The organism is Mucilaginibacter sp. P5_A4 (assembly GCF_056400605.1).
The window spans coordinates 1-21,380 of the sequence record NZ_JBFUKX010000043.1; the positions used below are offsets into that span (position 1 = coordinate 1).

Here is a 21,380-nt window from a genome sequence, read left to right on the forward strand (position 1 = left end):
GGAGTATAATATTACAGGAGTATAATATTACAACTAAAAATATTAAATGGTCATCGGGGTTTTATACAGTTTTGGGGTATGAACCTGGCGAAATAGAATGCTCAAACCATATGTTTTTTGAACACCTGCTATACCACCAGGATAAGCCAGCATTTTTGGCGGCTTTAAATGATCAACCATCCGGTATTGTTAAACCTTTACAAATAAGACTGTTAACCAAAGCATCGGGCTATCACTGGTTTGAAAGTACTGTAAAAAAATATAGTGACGAAACCGGACAGATCATTTACGGCTCTATCATCAACATTAATCAATTTAAGCAAGTTCAAATACAGGCCGCGCATAATGATCTGATTTACAACGAGACTGTTAAAATTGCTAAATTGGGTAGCTGGGAAATCAATACTGCTACCATGGGGTTATGGTTATCAAACCAGTTATATAATATTTATGAACTGCAAAACCACGTTACACTGACAATTGAAGAAGCTATAAGTTTCTTTGAACCCCAGTATCGCCCGGTGATGAAAAATGCTATTGATAACGCCATCGAATTTTGTCAGCCTTATGAGCTGGAATTGCTTTTCAGATCAGCAAAAAATAAAGTAATATGGGTGAGGGTTAAGGGGATACCTATTATTGATGATTTTGGTAAATGTGTAACGGTACGTGGTATTATACAGGATATCGACAATAAAAGGCGAAAGACACTCGCGCTGGAATCCTCATTAAATTTACTAACAGATCAAAATCGGAGACTGCAAAACTTTGCTTATATAGTATCTCATAACCTGAGATCACATACCGGTAATTTGCAGTTTATGGTAAATTTATATGATGATACCGCAGTTGAAGAAGACAGGTCAGAGATTTTTTCGCATATTAAATCCATAAGTAATAGCCTAAGCGCTACCATTGAGCACTTAAATGAAATAGTTACGATACAAACCGAAATTACCAATGAAAAAACGGTAATCGACTTCGAAACGCTTTTTAAAAACATCTTATCGGCGCTTAAAAGCAATATTGAAGCGCTTGATGCTACAATAGAATTTGATTTTAGTAAATGCCCGCAAATAAGCTATATCCCGGCTTATATGGAAAGCATTCTGCAAAACCTGCTTACCAACGCTTTAAAATACAGCGATCCGGAAAGGAAGCCTGTTATTAAATGCAGTACACTGAAAGAACGCAATCATATCTATCTGTTTTTTGAGGACAATGGGATGGGTATAGATATGGAGCGCTATGGTGATAAAATCTTCGGGATGTATAAAACGTTTCATCAAAACCCTGATGCTAAAGGAATTGGTTTGTTTATAACCCGTAACCAGATAGAGGCACTCGGCGGCACTATTAAGGTAGACAGTACAGTAAATATCGGTACAAAATTTACCATCAGATTTGTATAATAATTATTATACAATCAGTACAGAAGGCAAAGAACGATGTCGTGGGTGTTTGGTTAGCGGATGACAGCCAGGTTTATACTTTCGGATAAAAAAACTAATCAATTTAAAGGGGAAGGCAATCGGAAACAAAAAATTATAAGTATAGACCCTGATAGTTCAAGACCTATACTTATATAGTTTTTGTTACTCAATGTAGCTTTCCAGTATTTTAAAGCCACCGGTGGTTTCCAGCTCAACCTTATCAATGCTTTTTGGCAGCAATATACACTCGCCCATTTTAACAGGATAAGTTTCGCCATTATAGGTTACGTTATAAGCACCCTCAACACAAACGTGAATCACAAATGAATCAAGCGAGGTGTAATCCTTTGAAGTGCTCTTGTCAAAATCCAGCAAATTGGTGGTGAAGTACGGGCAGCTTACCAATTTAACAGCCTCGTTTTTTTTGGGCTGATATTTGGTTTTATATTCAGGATAATGCTTATAATCAATGGCTGCAAGGGCTTCCTGGGTATGCAGTTCGCGTTTGTTTCCATGGTCGTCAACCCTGTCGAAATCATAAATACGATAAGTTATATCTGATGTTTGCTGTATTTCGGCAATTAGTAAACCCTTACCAATAGTATGTACACGACCGGCTGGTAAAAAGAAAACGTCACCTGCGCTTACATCTTCCTTATTTAAAATATCCATGATATGGCCGCTGTTCAGCTTATCAAGGTAGGTTTGCTCATCCAGTTCCTGGTTAAAGCCGGCAATCAGTGTCGATCCGGGATCGGTTTCAATAACATACCACATTTCGGTTTTACCGAAGGAATTGTGGCGTTTTTTGGCCAATTCATCATCAGGGTGCACCTGGATAGACAGATCGTCATTGGCATCAATAAACTTCACCAGTAACGGGAAAATATTACCAAAATGATCATAGACCTTTTTACCAACCAGTTCCTCCTTATATTGTTCCAATAAACCGGCAAGTGATTCACCTTCCAGGGCTCCGCCTGCTACTACAGACACATCAGATTTTACGCCCGATATTTCCCAGGTTTCGCCGCAGTTTGGCAAATCGCCAAAATCTTTATGCAGATAGGTTTTGATTTTTTGACCACCCCATATCTTATCTTTATATATGGTTTTAAATTTTAATGGATATAATGCCGACATCGTTTAAATTTTAACCGCTAAGTTAAAAGTTAAATTAAAAAAAGCCATAAATAACTTTCGAACTATAATTGATTGGAGTAAAAAAGGATTGTTGATTTATTTCCAATGTTTTTAAATTCAAACATCCCCAAAACAAAATAAGCCGCCCCTTTTTGAGACAGCTTATTTTGTTTTATATGTTAAATAACTTAAAAGTCGCTTAGCAGGTCCAGTTTTTTATTATTGTATTCTTCCTGCGATATCAAACCATTATCGAAAAGGGTTTTCAGCTTCTTCAATTTTTCAGTAAGCTCATCAGGCTTTGGCGTTTCATGAACTATTGGGGCAGGGGCCTGTGGTACAACCGGGGCTGATGCCGGAGGTTGTGGAGCAGCTACAGGTGCTTGCGCAGCGTACGCCTGTTGCGTGGTTGAAGCATGTGCTGCAGCCGGATTTTCAAATTGAATAGAGCCAGACTCCGCACGTTTTTGTTCCAGATCGCGCAGGCGGCGGGCTTCACGCTCAACCTCTTTACGTTCCTGGGCATATTGGTATAATTTACGGCCTTGTATTTTAGGCAGGTAATCAACAGCCATCTCGGCACCGTTGGTAGTTTTTACACTGAATATGGCGCCAATGATCTCTTCCTTGGTGTATACATCAACAATATCCTTCCACACAAAATCAACAAACTTGATAGAAAGGCCAAGATTTGCCGGGGTAAAAAACAATATACGTTTGTTGGTTATGGCTATGCAATCAGGAAATAAATTTACCAATGGTTTTTTCTGAACAGCAATATATATTACCTCTTCACCAGAAGAAAGCAGGTCGACCAAACGGGAATAAACTTTTTCAACCGTTTTTGGATCTTGTTCCTCGTTTAAAAATTTCTCAATCATGTTTTTAGCATTTATGATGCCCGCAAAAATAATGATAATACTTCAATTGCCTATAAGTTTTAAGCAATCAGCAAATTACAGCCCCGTATGTCGCTTTGATCAAACCTGCCCAATACCTCAAACGAGCCATCAGCATAGGTTTTACCCAGGTCCTGTGTGGCAATGAACGCGCAGGAATTAATATTAGCCAGGTCAATCACATTGATGCCACCGGTTTTACCTGTGGCTAACGTACTGATAGGGTCGTTGGTATCCCGTATGACGATATTCATCCAGGGTGGGCATTCAAAAATACCCTCGCCTTTTGAATAGGCCTGTGAAAGTAATTCGGTCATGCCGTACTCGGAGTGAATGGCGCCAACGCCAAATCCTTTGCATAAAACTTCGTGGAGTTCCTCACGGATCATTTCTTTACGCCGGCCTTTCATCCCCCCGGTTTCCATCACAATAAGTCCGGGGAAATTAATATGGTAATTGTCAATAAAATCGAGCAGGCCAAAAGTAACACCAATTAATAGGGTAGGCTTTTGGGCATCCCGTAGTTTTTTTAGCTGATGATAAAGCTCATCATGGTTATACAAAAAGAAGCCACTATCCGGGTTGCAGGATAGTTTGATGAGCTCATCAACCATATAAATCAGCGATGAACCTTCCCGCTCCAGGTATGATGGCAGCAGGGCCAGCACGGTATAATCTTTTATGTCGCCATAAAACAATTTAAACGCATTTTTAAAACTATCCTCATACCAGGTTTTATCGGTTACATAATGGCTGCTGGTTACCATCCCGGTAGTGCCCGAGCTGGTGAACGTCACCTCAACGGGGGCATTTATGCTGAGCACCCGGTGCGATTTAAAGAACTCTATAGGTAAAAAAGGGATTTGATCTGCAGTGGTAATTTTAGCAGGGTTGATTTTTAATCCTGTAATAAATTGCTTGTAAACGGCGCAGTTTTGGGCCTGGTAATTAAAAATCTCCAGTGCCGCCGCTTCAAACTGCTCTTTGTTATCTATTGAAAATACCTGTTGCTTATTAGGGAGACTCATTTAATGCAAAGATAGGTAAATGTGCAAATGTGCAAGTTTCAGATGTGTAGATTGCCTGAACCGAAATAGAATTAAAGAATTAGCCGGATTCAAAAATCCTTTAATGGTGATTCATACACAAATTCTAAAAATTCTTTAATCCGGAGGATTTGGTTCATGCAAAATCTCCGCAAGTTCCGGGTTTTAAACCGATCCGGATAACTGCACTTTTGAGTTGTAATAGAAATAACATTATGAACAAATTTAAAATAGTACCGCTTTCAAAAGCCTTGGTTCAACAGATAAAAACAAACATGACCGATGATTTTGGTAACCCGGTTGTGGAACAACTGGCTACGGGGCTGGGACCCTGCCGCATATCCTTAAAACCATTTAATAAAGGTGTTGATAAGCGTTTGTTATTTAAGCATTCGCCTTTTGAGGTAGAGAATGCTTATAACCAGCCCGGCCCGGTATTTGTAAATGCGGCAGATGTGGATGAGTATCGTGATATTTTTCGTTTCCCGCCGGAGATTAAGGCTAATAAACAAAGTTTTCCGTTGTCGCTCATTGGTTATAATCGCGATCAGATGATGGTTTTAACCCGGCTTGTTGGCGATGCAGATGTTGATGAACTAATAGGTGAGATTTTTGATAAATACCCGGAGGTTGAATACTTACATGTCCGTAATGCGCAGGCCTGTTGTTTTATTTGCAAAGTTGAACGGGTGTAAAGTCATGGTTAAATAATTTAATTGTCAAACACCTGCACGTTTTATGAGTTGGTTACGTTAATTGTTAACATTGCATTTTAACTAACAGACCCCAATGAAAACATTGAAATTTTTAAGATTCCCGTTGATATTAAGCCTTTTTTTTGTGTTGGTATCGGCAAAGGCCGCTGATAAAGAAACGGAAAGAATACATAGTTCGGCCAACGTATTGAAGGATTTTAGCCAGATGAAGGAGAGTATTCCCAAAGAGTTAATAAAGGAGTACGAAGGCATTGTCATTATCCCGAAACTGATAAACGCGGGTTTTGGAATTGGCGGCAAGCGGGGCAAAGGAATTGCCATGGTAAAGCTGGCCGATGGCAAATGGAGCGACCCTGTGTTTGTAACCCTCACAGGTGGCAGTGTAGGTTTCCAGATAGGTGTACAATCTGTCGACCTGGTTTTGGTGTTTCGTCATAAAGATGTGTTAACCAAAATCAAAAAAGGTAATTTTACCATCGGTGGCGACATATCAGCAGCGGCAGGCCCGGTTAACAAGAACAAATCTGCTACTACAGATTACAAAATGGAGGCCGAGATCTATTCTTACTCACGTAGCCGGGGTTTGTTTGCCGGTATTAGTGTCAATGGTTCGGGCCTGGCTATAGATAATATATCAAACAGCAATTTTTACGGTAACGACGATTCATCGCAGGATATTTTTGCCTCCGCAAAAAATAATTCCGATGCTGTTAATGTGCTGAAAGAAACATTAGCCGGTTTTTAAAGTGCTAACAAAATACGTGTGTTTTAAGTAATACTTGCTATCAATCACAACTTTCAGATAATTTAAAAACAACGGTGTGTTTTTAAGGTTGATTATTTAATGGTAATAATTGTAATTAAATATTTGACCCCATGAAAGCACTGAAATTTTTAAGGGTTCCGTTAATACTGAGCCTTTTCTTTTTGTTGATCTCTGCAAAGGGAGATAAAGAAACAGAACGTTTACATAATTCGGCCAATGTGTTAAAAGAGTTTGGCAAAATGAAGGAGAGCATACCCCGTCAATTGTTACAGGAGTATGAAGGTATCATCATTATTCCTAAACTGATTAATGCAGGTCTTGCTATTGGCGGCAAGCGCGGCAAAGGTGTAGCTATGGTTAAATTAGCTGATGGAAAGTGGAGCGATCCCGTATTTGTTACTCTTACAGGTGGTAGTTTTGGCTTACAGATAGGGGTGCAATCTGTCGATCTGGTTTTGGTGTTCCGCCATAAAGGCGTGCTTACCAAAGTAAAAAACGGCGATTTTACTATTGGTGGCGATATATCGGCAGCTGCCGGTCCGGTTGGGCGCAGCTCTACTGCTAACACCGATTATAAACTGGAAGCCGAGATATATTCTTATTCGCGCAGTCGTGGTTTATTTGCCGGGATAACTATTAATGGCTCAAACCTGGCTATTGATAAAACGGCCAACGCCAACTTCTATGGCCACAACAATTCCTCAGCAGATATTTTTGCTACGTCGAAAAACAAATCTGAAGCTGTTAGTGTACTGAAAGAAACTTTAAGATCACTATAGTAAAACTGCTCATGCGAATGCCCGTCAGCAATGCCGGGCATTCGCATGAACTTATTTTTCGAGCGCTTTTTTCAATAACAATCCCGACAGCGCCGCAAACCCGGCAACCAAACCGCCAACAATGCCGCTAATCACCAGTATAAACCCCCAGGAGGGCAAATGGAAAAGTTCGGCTATTCGTTTAACCAACAGGTGGTCGTTGGGAACACTTTTGAAGAGGGCTAAAACTATCCAAACAATAAACACTGCGCCAAACCCGGATATAAAGGCCTGTCCAGGTGTTTTACCCGCAAAAAAAGCCGCAAAAAATGCCGCGATAGCCACTACCCACCAGGGTAAAAAGAAACCGCTTGCAAATGAAAGTATGAGGATAATAAGAAATAACATAGTTTTTATTTTTTGTTGCTGATAGTTAAGGTTGTTTTGATGCGATTTGATTTTTCATCCGGCGATTGCATAAAAAGCAACTCTTTAAGCTGCCCGTTTTGCCAGGTTTTTAACATATCATCGTAAAAAAAGCTACCGGGGTTGCCGCTTTCTCCACCGGGTAAAATGCCATAGCCCTTTACAATAGGCCCCATCTGTACTACCATGCGCCATGATGGGCCGTGCCCGTTGTTCAAGGCGTTAACCGTAGTGCCGGTTCCGCCTGATTCAAAATTGCCCGAGCTTAGCGCTTCCTGGCCGGTTAAGTGCGAGATCTCCATTTTTTTAACCAGCCCCCATTGCCACCTTTTACCTGGTTTTCCGTATTGGCGGGTGAGGCTGTCAACAACACTGGTAAAAGCCTGGTTAATAATATCGGCACAGTTTTCCTTTGCAGGAGTATGGATATTATCAAACCATTTTGAACCCGGTTCTTTCTGGATGAGTTGTTCGGTTCGATCCATCGAAGGATAGTTGGTCTGCAGGTTTTTACCGGCAAAATCATCGCCCCAGATCATATTATAAATTTTCAACCACCAGGAGTTGAAAATGGTAGCGCCTGTTGAATTTATTGAAAAGTTATTGTCCCAGGTTTTTACCATATTTAATGCAGCCAACTGAGTTTGATCCAACTTGGATGCATCAATATAACTGAGCAATACCGGTAAATTATCGTGTGCCCTAACGCTGTATACATCTGTTTGCAAAATGCGCATACTATCAATGGTAGCCTTTTGCATTAGGCTAAGCCTGTCATTAATGCGCTTGCCGCGTTGGTATGGCGCAAACGACCAGTTGATATAATAAGGATAAGTTTGATCTGTTGAGGATTGATTGGCGGAGCTCACAAATCCTCTCGGTGGATTTTTAACGGTGGGGTTCTGGTCAAAAGGGATCCAGCCATGCCAGTCGTTTGCAGCGTCGCTTCCATCCAAAATAAATTTACCCTGATCTTTAAACTTCAGCGGGAATTTACCGTTAGGCGTAATAGCGATATCATTATCCCTGCTGGCGAATACAAAGTTTGATGCCGGGGCATTAAAATAAGTGAGCGCCTTGCGGTAATCATCATAGTTTTTACCCTTGTTCAGGATGTACATGGTCATCAGTTCGTCCGATTCATCATGGGCTATCCATCTCAGGGCATCCCCAACAGGAACAAAATCGGGAGTGTGTGCTGTTATTTTACTTTTATCCTCGTAAACAACCGGCCCGTGATGGGTATAAATAACGGTGTCATATAATGGTTTTTGCCCGCGGATATTGATCACTTCAACCCTTCGGCTGGTTTTGTTCCATTGATTATTGTACCAGTATTCGGTCTTTTTATCATCCTTAAATTTAACCTGGTACCAGTCAAGCACATCAGCATCAACATTGGTAATGCCCCAGCTGATGTTACTGTTAAAACCCAGGATAACGCATGGTGCACCGGGCAAACTCACGCCGTAAACATTTACACCAGGAGCGGAAAGCTGCACCTGGAACCAGATGGATGGATAGGTAAGATTCAAATGCGGATCGTTTGCTAAAATGGGATAACCGTTGGCTGTTTTGCTGCCGGCAACCGCCCAGTTATTACTGCCGATGCCTTCTTCTTTTACTACCCGTTTTGCGTTAGCATTCATCGAAGCTAAAAAACTGGCCGACGGTTTTGGGATAGGCAGGGGTTTAAAACTCCATTTGGTACCTGCCGGGATAATGGGGTCTTCCCTGAAGGGATAATCAGGAAACAGATCATTAGTGGCGTTGGCGCCAAACCGTTTCAAAATGTTGCTCATCGCAAATTCGTTTGATCCGCCGGCCAATGTCTCTGACATTAGCTTTAATAAAAATGCGCAGTTGATAGGCTTGAAATCTTCAGGGGCATAATCCAACAGCTTAAATTCAAGCGGGTATTGCCTTGGTCCAAGTTGGTGTATGTAAGCATTTACACCAGCAGAATAAGCTGTTATCATTTCAGCTATCGGCTTATCGCGCATCATAGCTGTTAGCGTTTTTTCGGCGCCGTAAACCATGCCCATACGGCGGTGGTATCGGTCTATCTCCAATGCCTGCGCGCCGGCAATCTCTGCCAGCCTGCCTGCAGCGCTACGGGTTTGGATATCCATTTGCCAAAGACGATCGGTTGCCGTTACATAACCCTGGGCATAGTACAGGTCATGTTCGTTTTGGGCAAATATGTGGGGGATACGGTTCTCATCATACTTAATGGTTACTTCAGCCTGAAGCCCCGGCAGGTTTAATGTGCCGGCAGTTAAGATATTCTTGCTCTCGGCATTTTGCCAAAAACCATCCGCCGGACTTAAAAACTTACCCAGGGGGGGCACCGAACCAAATTTTGTTTGTAAGGCCCAAATAAGGGTCAATGTAAAGGCAATGGATAAAAATGCTTTTATAAACTTCATTAGTGTGAGGTATAATGCCTATAAAGTTAAGGTTTTAATATACTTCTTCAAGCTTTGGTTTGCGCTTCCTGTAATGTTTTTTACGGGGTTTGTTTTCGAGGCTATCAGGCTTACTTTTGTGGTAAGCCGGCTTCTTTTCGCGCCGATACTCCCAGGGTGCGGTAGGATCAGGATCGGCCCAAAGCCCGAGTTTGTTTTCGCGGGCCTGCAATTCGTATCCTGCCAATTCAGCATTTTGTGAATACTGTTTATATTGCCAGGCAAAGCCATTTTTCACCAAAGCATAATTTACGTTGGTGCCATCTTCTAAAATTACCAGGGCTACAGTGCGGCCATAACGGTCATGCACGTTGCCTACCAGCTTTACATACCTGGCAAAGCAAATATCGGAAGTAAATTTTTTAGCAGCCTGTCCAAATGCCTGCGTTTTCTCGGGACAATCAACCTCGGCCAGCCTGACAGTCATTTCCTGGTTATCGCTGCTGAGTAAACCGAGGGTATCACCATCTTTAATTTTTACAACCTTATACAGGTTATCCGGCTTACGGTTACAGCTCCAAATGGTCAGCAGAAGGACGAGGAATAGGGTAGACTTTTTCTTGAACATGGATTACAAATGTGCAGATTAAAATGAGATGTGCAAATATGCAGGCTACAGATATGTAGATTTTTTTAATGATATAGTTTGAAAGGCACCATAAATAACTATATCTTTAGTTTAAGATATGAAATACTTTAAATTACTGATTTTAATTTGCGGGTGTGTCTTTTCATCAGCGCAAGCCCAAACAAAATTAAATACTGCCTTGATTCAAAAAATTGATTCAATGTTTAAGTATGATCAGTTTTGGCGTAAGGAGGATAGGAAATTACAAAACCACCAAAAATCAGCTTATAGCGCAGAAACTATTCAGCAGAAATGGGTCGAGACAGATAGTATAAACGAACTTAAGGCCAAAGTGATCATCAACCAATACGGATATCCGGGGTACGACCAGGTGGGCGAATCAAGTAATTCATTTTGGTCGATAGTGCAGCATTGCGATGACGATATACCATTTCAGGAGCGGGTATTGGTATTATTGAAAAAGGAAATAGATAAAAATAACGCGGATAAATCCAACTACGCCTTACTTACCGATAGGGTGCTGGTAAACAAAAATCAAAAACAAATTTACGGTACCCAGTTAAAACGCGATAGCAAAACAGGTAAATTTTTACCTTTCCCGCTAAAATATCCGAAGTTGGTTGATAAACTCCGAAAGCAGATGGAATTGGAGCCACTGGCAGAATATCTCAAACAGTCTAATTGAGGTAGTTGGTCTTCAGACAAAGCCATCTGCACATTTGAAATCTGCATATCTGCACATCAATCCTCATGCAGGCTCACCACGTTCCCATCCGGATCTTTGATGTTCAGGAATTTTCCCCATGGGGTTTCATCTACTTTGCCAAGCTGGATACCTTTTGCGGTGAGGTCTTTTATATCGGCATTAAGGTCATCGGTTTTAATAACAAAGCCACGGGTGCTGCCGGCCTGCATTTCTGGAAACCAGTTTACCAGCGTAATAGAAACTGCGGAGCCCGGGTAAGCCATCTGGATCCATTGCGACTCGCCGGGGCCGAAAGGGGCCTCAACCAGGACTTCGAAGCCAAGTTGCAGGTAAAACTCTTTTGCTTTTACCTGGTCGGTAACCGGGATAGAAATAATTTCAATTGCTTTCATGTTATTTGGTTTTATGTTTTTGGTTTAAAGGTTCATGGCGTCGACTTGCAGGTTATTCAAGTTTATAGGTAACTTATGGGTTATGCAAGTTTTTTTATTCTTTTTCGATCGCCGTTTAACTCGGTTTTGTAGTTCTAAAAAATCAATAATATTCGGTGTCAAAAGGTTAATTTAGTATTAAGGTTCAATTGGTTATATTCATAGTTTGATAAGCATATTTCATAAAATCATGTTGACAAATGATGATCAGTTTTATGGTAACCTGCGGGTTAACAACATCCCGCTTGGCGAGCTTTTCATTAAGGAAGATCTGTTTAAGGATGTACCAGATGATTGGCACATTATTATTACAGATATTAAAAGTTCAACCCTCGCGGTACTTGCCGGCGGTTCTCAAAATGTAAACCTTATCGCCACGGGCAGCATCGTTTCGGTGCTTAATATTGCTTTAAAAAATCATATAACTGTTCCGTTTTTCTTTGGAGGGGATGGCGCAACTTTCCTTGTACCTTCTTCAATTATTAACGATGTTATGAGCGCCCTGCTATTGTACAGGGATAATACAATGACCAATTTTGAAATGGAACTGCGTACCGGTACCGTACCTGTGAAAAAGGTTTATGAGCAGGGGTATAAACTGAGGATAGCTAAATTCCGAATGTCCGAAGCATTTTCAATTCCAATTATTTTGGGTAACGGTTTAAGCTTTGCCGAAAAAATGATTAAAGGAAATGACAGTAAACCGGACTACGCCGTCCAATTAGAGGAGCTTGACCTGACAGGGATGCAATGCCGCTGGGATGCAATTGCCCCGCCGCAAAACACCCAGGAGGTAATTTCACTATTAGTTGTGGCATTGCATGAAGACCAACAGCCCGATGTTTTCAGAAAAGTTATTTGCCATATCGACGAGATCTACGGCGATCCAAAAAAGAGGCAACCTATTTCGGTAGCAAAGCTCAGGCTTAAAATAACCTTTGACAGAATTGAGACCGAAATACGTGTAAGAATGGGAAAGGTCCGCTTTTTTGAACTGATGCAAACCTGGCTTACCAATTTATACGGGTTTATTTATTTCCGAACCGAAAAAGGAAAGCATTATTTGAATAAACTGGTCGAAATGTCGGATACGCTGGTGATAGACGGGAAAATAAATACGGTTATAACCGGTACATCATTTCAGCGCAAAGCATTGCAGGATGCCTTAAATAAGTTGGAGAATAATGGTGAGTTGTATTATGGATTTCATGTAAGCCGCGAATCGGTAATGTCATGCTACGTAAGGGATTGGGACGATGGCCATATCCATTTTGTAGACGGGGCCGAAGGCGGGTATACCATGGCAGCCAAATTGATAAAGGCCAAACTGAATAAATGAGTGAGAAGAATGCTGTGTAAAAGGCTATCAACGTCATTACAGCAAATAAATCAACGGCCTGAATTACCTTTATGGAACTTTATTGTTATAACTTTGTTATAGCTTAACATTGTTATAACATACCTCGATATGAGTAAGTTCACTATACCCGATAAAGTACTGTACGTATGCACCGGCAGTAAATGCGGCAAAAGGGGTGGCAAGGAAATGTACAAACTGGCCAAATCGTACATTAAGCATTACCATGGTAAGGAAGAAATTGAAGTGATAGAAACAGAATGTACCGACAGGTGCAAATTTGCGCCGGTTTGTAGTATTCAACCCGGTAACACCTGGTTAAGTGAATATAAGGCGAAGGATGTATTGAAGCTGATGGATTTGATTGAATAGGAGGACAGACCCCTCTAAATCCCCCCCCAGTAGGGCAGACTTTTTGAATAAGAATCTTAACAAAAAAGTCCTTCTGCGATAAGCAAAAGGACTTTTTTATTTTAAAGCCCTCCCTTCCGGGGAGGGTTTGGGTGGGGCTACGCCTCGCCATTATATTTTATATCGCCAACGTGTTTATCAATCTGCCAGCGGCCGGTTCCCTCTTCGCCTATAACATCAAACAGTTCAAGGGCGCGGCGGGCTTTGTATTCTTCTTCGCGTTGCTCTTTCAGGAACCAGTTTAAAAACTCCATAGTTATAAAATCCTGCTCTTTCATGCAGCGCGCATATATATTTTTGATGGCATTGGTAACGCCGATCTCCTGGTCCAAAGCCTCCTCAAACACTTCACGGAACGAGTTGTACTCCTGCTTAATGCCGGTAATTTCCGGGGAGATAGAATTGCCACCCATATCAAGGATGTATTTATAAAATTTTAACTGGTGTAGTCTTTCTTCTTCAGCCTGTTTGAAAAAGTAGTCGGACGAGAAGTCATAACCGTTACGGTTACACCATGATGCCATTGACAGGTATACAGATGACGAGTATGCTTCTTTTTTTACCTGTTGGTTTAAAAGCGCTTCTATCTCGGTAGAAATAAGGCTTTTTATACGGAGTAAGTCTTTCATGATCGGATTAAATTGAATAGATGTATTAAGTTACTGCGGGGTTATACAATAATAACGCAATAAGTTTATATTAGTTCAATATAAAAGCAATATGAAATTAATCTAAATTACTATATGCTAACGGTGCATAAACGATCATGCAGGATGTGGTTCAATTCCAGCATTACAAAAGTGCCTTCTAAAAGCTCTTTAAGGGCGATGATCTGTAAAAGGGATAAAACATAGCAATGATCACAGGCGCAGATGAAAATGATCTCCACATCCGGATCTTTGGTAGTGTTTAACAGGGCATGCTCAATATCTATATGATAAACGGCTTTACGGAGTTTCAGCAAACAACGGTAATCAAACCTGGCAACCTTACCGGCAAAATCAACATACCAGCAGCGCTCTTCGTCGCATTGATAAATGGCACCTTTGGCTGTTTTAAAAACATCAGTCCATTGGGTTGTTAGGGTGGGAGTTGCAATCATATAACGTCGCAAATATCGCCATTGTTTATAATTAATCCAAATAAGATTAAACTTTTTTTTGATCCGCGGTTTATCCACGTCAATAATTATTAAAATTTTCGCACAACAAATCAATTTTATTATAAATTTGAGACGCCGATGCTGGTCACAAACCCGTTACGCAGCCAATTATATTTTTTGACCTGTTTCCATATGAAAAAAACTTTACTTTTTACCTTGTGCAGTGTTATGCTTGCATTGGGCGCTATGGCTCAAATACCCGCTTTAGAGCGTGTTGAGCCCATGTTTTGGTGGGTGGGTATGAGCAATCCCAATCTTCAGCTCGTTGTTCATGGCAACAATATTGCAAGCTGTAATGTGACTTTAAATTACCCCGGTGTTAAGCTTAAAGCAGTACACAAAGTCGAAAATCCAAATTATTTATTCCTCGATCTGCAAATTTTTTCATCCTCACGTCCGGGAACGTTCCCGATAAAATTTAAAAAGGCCGGGCAAAAGGACATTGTTTATGAATATACGCTTAAAAATCGCGACAAATCTGCCGGCCGGGTGCAAGGCGTAACCAGCAAGGACCTGATATACCTGATCATGCCCGACCGCTTCAGCAACGGCGACGAAAGCAACGACTCGTTTGATAACATGCGCGAGAAAGGTGTGCACCGCGATTCGATGTACAGCCGCCACGGCGGCGATCTGCAGGGCATAATGAACCACCTTGATTATTTGAAAGGTTTGGGCGTAACCGCTATATGGTTAACACCAGAAATTGAGAACGATGAGCCACACGCATCATACCACGGTTATGCTGTTACCGATTATTATAAGATAGACCCACGCTATGGCACCAATGAACTGTACAAAAAGTTTGTAGAGAAATGCCATGCCATGGGTTTAAAGGTGATTAAAGATCTTGTACACAACCATGCCGGTACCGAAGGCTATACCATTATGGATATGCCGATGAAAAGCTGGGTACACCAGTGGCCAACCTATACCAAATCAAATTTCAGGGATGCTGCGGTGATGGATCCGCATGCCTCACCAATGGACCGTAAACTAATGGCAGATGGCTGGTTTGATCACCGGATGGCCGATATGAATCAGAATAATACTTACGTTCAAAATTATTTAACTCAAAACCACATCTGGTGGGTAGAGTATGCCGGTATAGATGGTTTCCGTTTGGATACCTATCCATATAACGATCCTATTTACATGGCAAAATGGGCGCAGGATGTTAAAGCCGAATTCCCTAAGCTTTCTATATTTGGCGAAACCCTGGTATGGTCGGCTGCCAACCAGGCCTTTTTTACACAGGGCAATACGGTTAACCGCGGTATGGATACCCACTTGCCTGGTATAACCGATGCCGTGCTTAAGGATGCCATTTATGAGGCGATTAATGGCAACGACGGCTGGGTGGATGGTGTTGGTCGCCTTTATTCCGTAATAGCACAGGATTTTTTATACCAGGATGCCACCCGCAATACCATATTTATGGATAACCACGATATGAGTCGTTTACTATCTATGGTGAAAGAAGATTTTACCAAATACAAATCGGCCATGGCAATGTTGTTAACCATGCGTGGTGTACCGCAATTATATTATGGCGATGAGATCTTGATGAAAAACTATTCCGATCCGGATGGTTTGGTTCGCGAGGATTTTCCTGGTGGCTGGAAAGGCGATAAAGACAACAAATTTATTGCCGATGGCAGGAGCAAAAAAGAAAATGAAGCCTATAACTATGTAAGCAAACTGGCAAACTACCGTAAAGGAACAACCGCCCTGCAAACCGGTAAACTGATGCAGTTTGTACCCGAAAAAGGCATTTATGTGTATTTTAGGTACGATGCTGCAAAAACGGTGATGATTATATTCAACAGCAGCGAAAAAGAGCAAACCACCACTACCGAAAGGTATTTTGAACGCATTGGAGATGCAAAAAAAGCCCGCAATGTGATTACCGATGAGCCGAATGACCTGGCGCAGCTAACCGTACCAGGCAAAACAGCATTGGTGCTGGAGATTTTACCCGGCCATACTCATTAAAACTATATCTTAGTGGCTTTATACCACGTACTTAAAAACTAAAAATGAACAATATTAAGGCCTGTGTTTTCGATTTGGATGGTGTAATTGTAGATACAGCTGTTTATCATTATAAAGCCTGGAGAAGGTTGGCAAATTCATTAGGGTTCGATTTTACAGAGCACCAGAACGAACAATTGAAAGGTGTAAGCCGTGTGCGCTCACTTCAACTTATCTTAGGCTGGGGCGGAGTTACCAAAACTGAAGAAGAGCAGGAGGTTTTGGCGACACAAAAAAACACCTGGTACATGGAAATGGTGAACCAGATGAAACCTGATGAGATACTGCCCGGCGCAAAGGAGTTTGTGGAAACATGCCGTAAGGCCGGTATTAAAATAGCATTAGGATCGGCCAGTAAAAACTCCATGACCATACTCAACAAAACAGGGATCACCAACCTGTTCGACGCGGTTATTGATGGCAACAAAGTAAGCAAGGCCAAACCCGATCCTGAGGTGTTTTTACAGGGTGCAAAAGAATTAGGCGTTGAACCCGGGGAGTGCGTGGTATTTGAAGACGCCATTGCCGGGGTTGAAGCAGCCAAAGCCGGCGGTATGAAGGTAGTTGGCATAGGCCAGCCCGGCGTACTGGATGCCGACCTGGTGATAAGCGGTTTAGATAAAATGACGTTGGATAAATTATTAAAATTATAGAGCCCCGATACGTCATTGCGCGCTCGCAATGATATACAAGGCTTAAACATTATTACAATTGCAATTAAATGAAGGACTATATTAAAGTTGATGAGTGGAAGATAATTGAAGAGGGCTTTAACCCGCATCATCATCAAATATCTGAGAGCATATTTAGTTTGGGTAATGGCCGCATGGGGCAAAGGGCCAACTTTGAGGAAGCCTATAGCGGTGAAACCTTGCTGGGCAATTACGTTGCCGGGGTTTATTATCCCGATAAAACCCGCGTAGGCTGGTGGAAGAACGGCTATCCCGAATACTTTGCCAAAGTGCTTAATGCCGCCAACTGGACTATCATTGATATTGTGCTTGATGGCGAGCAGCTTGACCTGGCCAAATGCGAGGTAAGCAACTTCCGCAGGGAACTGAACATGAAGGAAGGTTATCTGAAACGTACTTTCACTGCCAAAACAGCATCAGGCAAAGAAGTTTCTGTAGAAGCCTGTCGCTTTTGCAGCATGGCTGACGATGAAACCGCTGCTATAAACTATACTATAACGCCTTTAAACTTTAGCGGTACTATCACCCTCACCCCGGCTATCGATGGTGATGTGATGAATAAAGATTCCAACTACGATGAGAAGTTTTGGGACGAAATCAGCAAGGCAAACCAGCCCGATGGCGGTTATGTTGTGATGCGCACCAAAAAAACAGGCTTCGAGGTGGCAACCGGTATGAAGTTCAGCATAGTGCAAAATGGCGAGGTTATCCAACCTAAAACAGAATCCATCCAAAAAGAAAAATATGTGGCCTCAAAAATTGAACTGCAGGCGCAGCAGGGACAAAGCATCAGCATTATTAAATATGTGGCAAACCTGTCCTCTCAAAATTATAAACCCGAAGAACTGGTTGGGCAGTTAACATCAACTTTAAATCGCATCAGCAAAAAAGGGTTTGATACCATGCTGACCGAACAGGCAGCTGCCTGGGCCGAGAAATGGAAACACAACGATATCATTATCGAGGGCGATGAATCGGCACAGCAGGCTATCCGCTTTAATATTTTCCAGCTGAACCAAACTTATACCGGCGAAGACGATCGCCTTAACATTGGCCCTAAAGGCTTTACAGGCGAAAAATACGGCGGCTCTACTTATTGGGATACCGAGGCTTACTGTGTGCCTTTCTATCTTTCCACAGCAGAGCAAAAGGTGACCCGTAACCTGCTTTTATATCGCTATAAGCAATTGGGTAAAGCCATTGAGAATGCGGCTCTGTTAGGCTTTAAAAACGGCGCTGCCTTGTACCCCATGGTTACCATGGATGGTACCGAATGCCATAACGAGTGGGAAATTACCTTTGAGGAGATTCACCGTAACGGTGCCATTGCTTATGCCATTTTCAACTATGTGCGCTATACTGCCGATGAAGCTTACCTGGCGGATTATGGTTTGGAAGTTTTAATCGCTATAGCAAGGTTCTGGTCGCAAAGGGTAAGCTGGTCGCAGGATAAGGAGCAATATGTGATGCTGGGCGTAACCGGGCCGAATGAGTACGAAAACAACGTTAACAACAACTGGTATACCAGCAAACTGGCTACCTGGTGTATGGAATATACCATGGAGGTTATCGAAAAGGTAAAAGCCACAGATAGTGCCAAATACAAAGCGCTGGTAAGCAGGATCAGCTTTGATGAAGGCGCCGAAACATCGAGGTTTAAGCATATCATTGATAAAATGTATTATGGCTACGATGAAAAGCAGCAGATATTTTTACAGCAGGATGGATACCTTGATAAAGAACAGATCCTGGTTAAAGATCTGCCTGCTACAGACCGCCCGCTGAACCAGAAATGGAGCTGGGACAGGATCCTGCGCTCCTGCTACATTAAACAGGCCGACGTTTTGCAAGGGATCTACTTTTTTGAAGATCAGTATGATATAGAAACCATCCGCAGGAATTTTGATTATTATGAGCCCCGTACCGTACATGAATCTTCTTTATCGCCATGTGTACACGCTATTTTGGCCGCCAAACTGGGCGATGAGGCCCGCGCCTATGAGTTTTACCTGCGCACCGCGCGTTTGGACCTGGACGATTATAACAACGATACCGAAGATGGCTGCCATATTACCTCGATGGCCGGTACCTGGATGGCCGTTGTGGAAGGTTTTGGCGGAATGCGTGTAAGAGATGGCAAATTATTGTTTCAGCCGTTTATACCCGAGAAATGGGCTTCGTTCTCGTTCCATATCGGTTTTAGGGGAGCACTGCTGAATATCAAGGTAAGCAAGGAGGGGGTACAGATCAAAAACCTTTCGGCTGTTGAAACTACGGTTTCGGTTTATGGCAAGGATAAATTGATTAAAGCCAATGACGAATTGTTGGTTGAAGCATAATGAATAAAAATAAAATTATCGTCTGTTTAATCGCGATATCCATGATACCGCTAATTTCGTTTGCACAGATAAAACATCACAAGAAATCAAAAAAAATGGAACAACCGAAAACAGATCATAAGCTTATTATATATCAATTATTGCCCCGCCTGTTTGGCAATACTAAAACCCTCAATAAAAGCAATGGCTCAATTGAAGAGAACGGCGCTGGCAAACTGAACGACATAAATGATAAAGCCCTGCAGGAGATCAGAAAAATGGGTTTTACCTATGTTTGGTATACCGGCGTTATTGAGCATGCTACCATGACAGATTATTCGGCCTATGGTATTAAGGCCGATGATCCTGATATTGTAAAAGGCCGGGCAGGTTCACCTTATGCTATCAAGGATTACTATGATATCGATCCCGATTTAGCTGTCGATGTGAAAAATCGCATCGGTGAATACGAAGCCCTTATCAAACGCACCCACAACAACGGTCTGAAAGTACTGATGGACCTGGTGCCCAACCACGTTGCCCGCACCTATTCATCGGATGTAAAACCGGCCGGCATCCGCGATTTTGGGCAGGATGATGATAAATCGAAAGGATTTGATGCTAAAAACGATTTTTACTATATCCCTGGCCAGCCCTTTGTTGTTCCTTCGGGGTATAACCCGGGAGGGGATGGATTTAAAAGCCCGCTAAAGGATGGCAAATTTGATGAGAATCCGGCCAAAGCAACCGGTAACGATGTGTTCAGTGCGTCGCCATCTATTAACGACTGGTTTGAGACCATGAAACTGAACTACGGGGTTGATTACATGGATCACCGCCGCGGCTATTTCGACCCAATACCGCCGCTTTGGAACAAGGTATATGATATTTTGCACTACTGGAGCCAAAAAGGTGTTGACGGTTTCCGTTGCGATATGGTAGAAATGGTGCCCATTGAGTTTTGGGCATGGGTGATCCCTAAAATGAAAGCCGGGCATCCGGGTATTGTTTTCATCGGCGAAGCTTACGACAAAGGCAAATACAGCGATTATATATTCAAGGGGCATTTTGATTACCTGTATGATAAGGTTGGCTTGTACGATACGATAAGGAACCTTACCCGCAACGAGCATAACACCAATACCTGGGGCATCAACAGCGTTTGGAACCATGATAGCAAAGGCATTGATCAGCATATGCTCCGCTTTATGGAAAACCATGACGAGCAGCGCATAGCCTCGCCCGATTTTGCGGGCAACCCATGGCTGGCCATACCAGGCATGATTGTGACCGCTACGCTGAACACCGGACCGGTAATGATTTACTTTGGCCAGGAAGTTGGCGAGCCGGGAGCAGGCAGTGAAGGTTTTAGCGGCAGCGATGGCCGTACTTCTATATTTGATTACTGGGGCGTACCCGAGCATCAGAAATGGATCAATAACGGCGCTTACGATGGCGGTAAATTATCCAACGATCAGAAAAAACTGCGCGGCTTTTACCAGGCCCTGCTAAACGCTGTACACAACAGTGAAGCTATAAAAACAGGCGAGTTTTATGAACTAATGATGGCCAACGAGCGCCAGCCGGGCTTTGATACCAGGCTGTACATTTATCTTCGGTATACCAATAATCAGCGTATATTAGTGATAACCAATTTTAATAAGGAAGCACGCAAAATACGCCTAAAACTCCCGGATGATCTTTTACATAAATTAAACCTGAGTGGTGAAAAACATTTTACTGACTTGCTAAGTAGAGCCAAATTCAATACTGATGATATTAACAATGGTGTTGAAGTAGCCGTAAAAGCAAGTAGTGGATTGATGCTGGAGTTTTAAAACTATAAAAAATCATGTCATTGCGAGGCACGAAGCAATCGCGAACTGTGCAGATCCGCTTTGTCAAACCTGCGATTGCTTCGTGCCTCGCAATGAAATGGTCTATAAGTATATTTTATGTATATTGATAATCAGCTACTTGTGGTCTTATTGTAAGGCGTACCGCAATCGAGAACTGTACAAGGCA

The 21,380-nt window shown here is 42.2% G+C and carries 20 protein-coding genes; 11 read left to right on the forward strand and 9 right to left on the reverse strand.

Annotated features, from left to right (window positions below; translation table 11 throughout):
- The coding region (locus AC1DQW_RS21235) for a PAS domain-containing sensor histidine kinase (protein ID WP_477455894.1) at window positions 1–1,412 on the forward strand (1,412 nt) is incomplete at its 5' end.
- A 183-nt stretch (window positions 1,413–1,595) separates the two neighbouring features.
- Here the strand turns inward: AC1DQW_RS21235 and AC1DQW_RS21240 are convergent.
- From AC1DQW_RS21240 to AC1DQW_RS21250, 3 genes are all read right to left on the reverse strand, one after another.
- Window positions 1,596–2,576, reverse strand: a complete 981-nt coding sequence (locus tag AC1DQW_RS21240; RefSeq protein WP_477455895.1) for a type I phosphomannose isomerase catalytic subunit — start codon at window positions 2,574–2,576, stop codon at window positions 1,596–1,598.
- Between the two features lie 188 nt (window positions 2,577–2,764).
- Window positions 2,765–3,457 carry a PH domain-containing protein gene (locus tag AC1DQW_RS21245; RefSeq protein ID WP_477455896.1) on the reverse strand — a complete coding sequence of 231 codons (693 nt, stop codon included), beginning with the start codon at window positions 3,455–3,457 and terminating at the stop codon, window positions 2,765–2,767.
- A 59-nt stretch (window positions 3,458–3,516) separates the two neighbouring features.
- Window positions 3,517–4,503 (reverse strand): LuxE/PaaK family acyltransferase, encoded by a 987-nt coding sequence (locus tag AC1DQW_RS21250; protein ID WP_477455897.1) that lies wholly within the window; start codon window positions 4,501–4,503, stop codon window positions 3,517–3,519.
- 233 nt (window positions 4,504–4,736) lie between these two features.
- On the opposite strand from AC1DQW_RS21250, the gene AC1DQW_RS21255 reads away from it, so the two are divergent.
- The 3 genes from AC1DQW_RS21255 (at window position 4,737) to AC1DQW_RS21265 (ending at window position 6,782) form a co-directional block, all read left to right on the forward strand.
- On the forward strand, window positions 4,737–5,216 hold the full coding sequence (locus AC1DQW_RS21255; protein ID WP_477455898.1) for a DUF1203 domain-containing protein: 480 nt from the start codon (window positions 4,737–4,739) through the stop codon (window positions 5,214–5,216).
- Between the two features lie 94 nt (window positions 5,217–5,310).
- Window positions 5,311–5,982: a lipid-binding SYLF domain-containing protein gene (locus tag AC1DQW_RS21260; RefSeq protein WP_477455899.1), complete on the forward strand. Its 672-nt coding sequence runs from the start codon at window positions 5,311–5,313 to the stop codon at window positions 5,980–5,982.
- Between the two features lie 131 nt (window positions 5,983–6,113).
- A complete protein-coding gene (locus AC1DQW_RS21265) occupies window positions 6,114–6,782 on the forward strand; it encodes a lipid-binding SYLF domain-containing protein (RefSeq protein ID WP_477404757.1) in 669 nt (222 codons plus the stop codon).
- Between the two features lie 51 nt (window positions 6,783–6,833).
- Here the strand turns inward: AC1DQW_RS21265 and AC1DQW_RS21270 are convergent, their stop codons facing one another.
- Genes AC1DQW_RS21270 through AC1DQW_RS21280 form a run of 3 tightly spaced genes read right to left on the reverse strand, consistent with a single transcriptional unit; the run spans window position 6,834 to window position 10,223 of the window.
- On the reverse strand, window positions 6,834–7,169 hold the full coding sequence (locus AC1DQW_RS21270) for a hypothetical protein (protein ID WP_477455900.1): 336 nt from the start codon (window positions 7,167–7,169) through the stop codon (window positions 6,834–6,836).
- Between the two features lie 5 nt (window positions 7,170–7,174).
- Complete coding sequence (locus AC1DQW_RS21275) at window positions 7,175–9,616, reverse strand: penicillin acylase family protein (RefSeq protein ID WP_477455901.1); 2,442 nt, start codon at window positions 9,614–9,616, stop codon at window positions 7,175–7,177.
- Between the two features lie 34 nt (window positions 9,617–9,650).
- Window positions 9,651–10,223, reverse strand: a complete 573-nt coding sequence (locus AC1DQW_RS21280) for a thermonuclease family protein (RefSeq protein ID WP_477455902.1) — start codon at window positions 10,221–10,223, stop codon at window positions 9,651–9,653.
- Between the two features lie 220 nt (window positions 10,224–10,443).
- Here AC1DQW_RS21280 and AC1DQW_RS21285 point away from each other — a divergent pair, with 220 nt between their 5' ends.
- Complete coding sequence (locus tag AC1DQW_RS21285; RefSeq protein WP_477455903.1) at window positions 10,444–10,929, forward strand: DUF6624 domain-containing protein; 486 nt, start codon at window positions 10,444–10,446, stop codon at window positions 10,927–10,929.
- 56 nt (window positions 10,930–10,985) lie between these two features.
- Here the strand turns inward: AC1DQW_RS21285 and AC1DQW_RS21290 are convergent, their stop codons facing one another.
- Window positions 10,986–11,342, reverse strand: coding sequence for a glyoxalase superfamily protein (locus tag AC1DQW_RS21290; protein ID WP_477455904.1), 357 nt, complete (start codon window positions 11,340–11,342; stop codon window positions 10,986–10,988).
- 229 nt (window positions 11,343–11,571) lie between these two features.
- On the opposite strand from AC1DQW_RS21290, the gene AC1DQW_RS21295 reads away from it, so the two are divergent.
- Both AC1DQW_RS21295 and AC1DQW_RS21300 read left to right on the forward strand, forming a co-directional pair.
- Entirely contained in the window at window positions 11,572–12,720 is a 1,149-nt protein-coding gene (locus AC1DQW_RS21295; protein WP_477455905.1) for a DUF3095 family protein, read from the forward strand.
- Window positions 12,721–12,849: 129 nt separating this feature from the next.
- Window positions 12,850–13,110: a (2Fe-2S) ferredoxin domain-containing protein gene (locus AC1DQW_RS21300; RefSeq protein ID WP_477411947.1), complete on the forward strand. Its 261-nt coding sequence runs from the start codon at window positions 12,850–12,852 to the stop codon at window positions 13,108–13,110.
- Between the two features lie 137 nt (window positions 13,111–13,247).
- Here AC1DQW_RS21300 and AC1DQW_RS21305 read toward each other — a convergent pair whose 3' ends face one another.
- A complete protein-coding gene (locus AC1DQW_RS21305) occupies window positions 13,248–13,778 on the reverse strand; it encodes a ferritin (protein WP_477455906.1) in 531 nt (176 codons plus the stop codon).
- Between the two features lie 110 nt (window positions 13,779–13,888).
- The gene (locus tag AC1DQW_RS21310; protein ID WP_477455907.1) at window positions 13,889–14,251 is read right to left on the reverse strand and encodes a hypothetical protein; all 363 of its coding nucleotides are present in this window, start codon (window positions 14,249–14,251) and stop codon (window positions 13,889–13,891) included.
- A 192-nt stretch (window positions 14,252–14,443) separates the two neighbouring features.
- On the opposite strand from AC1DQW_RS21310, the gene AC1DQW_RS21315 reads away from it, so the two are divergent.
- From AC1DQW_RS21315 to AC1DQW_RS21330, 4 genes are all read left to right on the forward strand, one after another.
- Window positions 14,444–16,306 carry a glycoside hydrolase family 13 protein gene (locus AC1DQW_RS21315; protein WP_477455908.1) on the forward strand — a complete coding sequence of 621 codons (1,863 nt, stop codon included), beginning with the start codon at window positions 14,444–14,446 and terminating at the stop codon, window positions 16,304–16,306.
- Between the two features lie 44 nt (window positions 16,307–16,350).
- Window positions 16,351–16,998 carry a beta-phosphoglucomutase gene (pgmB, locus tag AC1DQW_RS21320; protein WP_477455909.1) on the forward strand — a complete coding sequence of 216 codons (648 nt, stop codon included), beginning with the start codon at window positions 16,351–16,353 and terminating at the stop codon, window positions 16,996–16,998.
- Between the two features lie 68 nt (window positions 16,999–17,066).
- On the forward strand, window positions 17,067–19,376 hold the full coding sequence (locus tag AC1DQW_RS21325; RefSeq protein ID WP_477455910.1) for a glycoside hydrolase family 65 protein: 2,310 nt from the start codon (window positions 17,067–17,069) through the stop codon (window positions 19,374–19,376).
- Between the two features lie 95 nt (window positions 19,377–19,471).
- Complete coding sequence (locus AC1DQW_RS21330; protein WP_477455911.1) at window positions 19,472–21,193, forward strand: alpha-amylase family protein; 1,722 nt, start codon at window positions 19,472–19,474, stop codon at window positions 21,191–21,193.
- Window positions 21,194–21,380 lie beyond the last annotated feature (187 nt).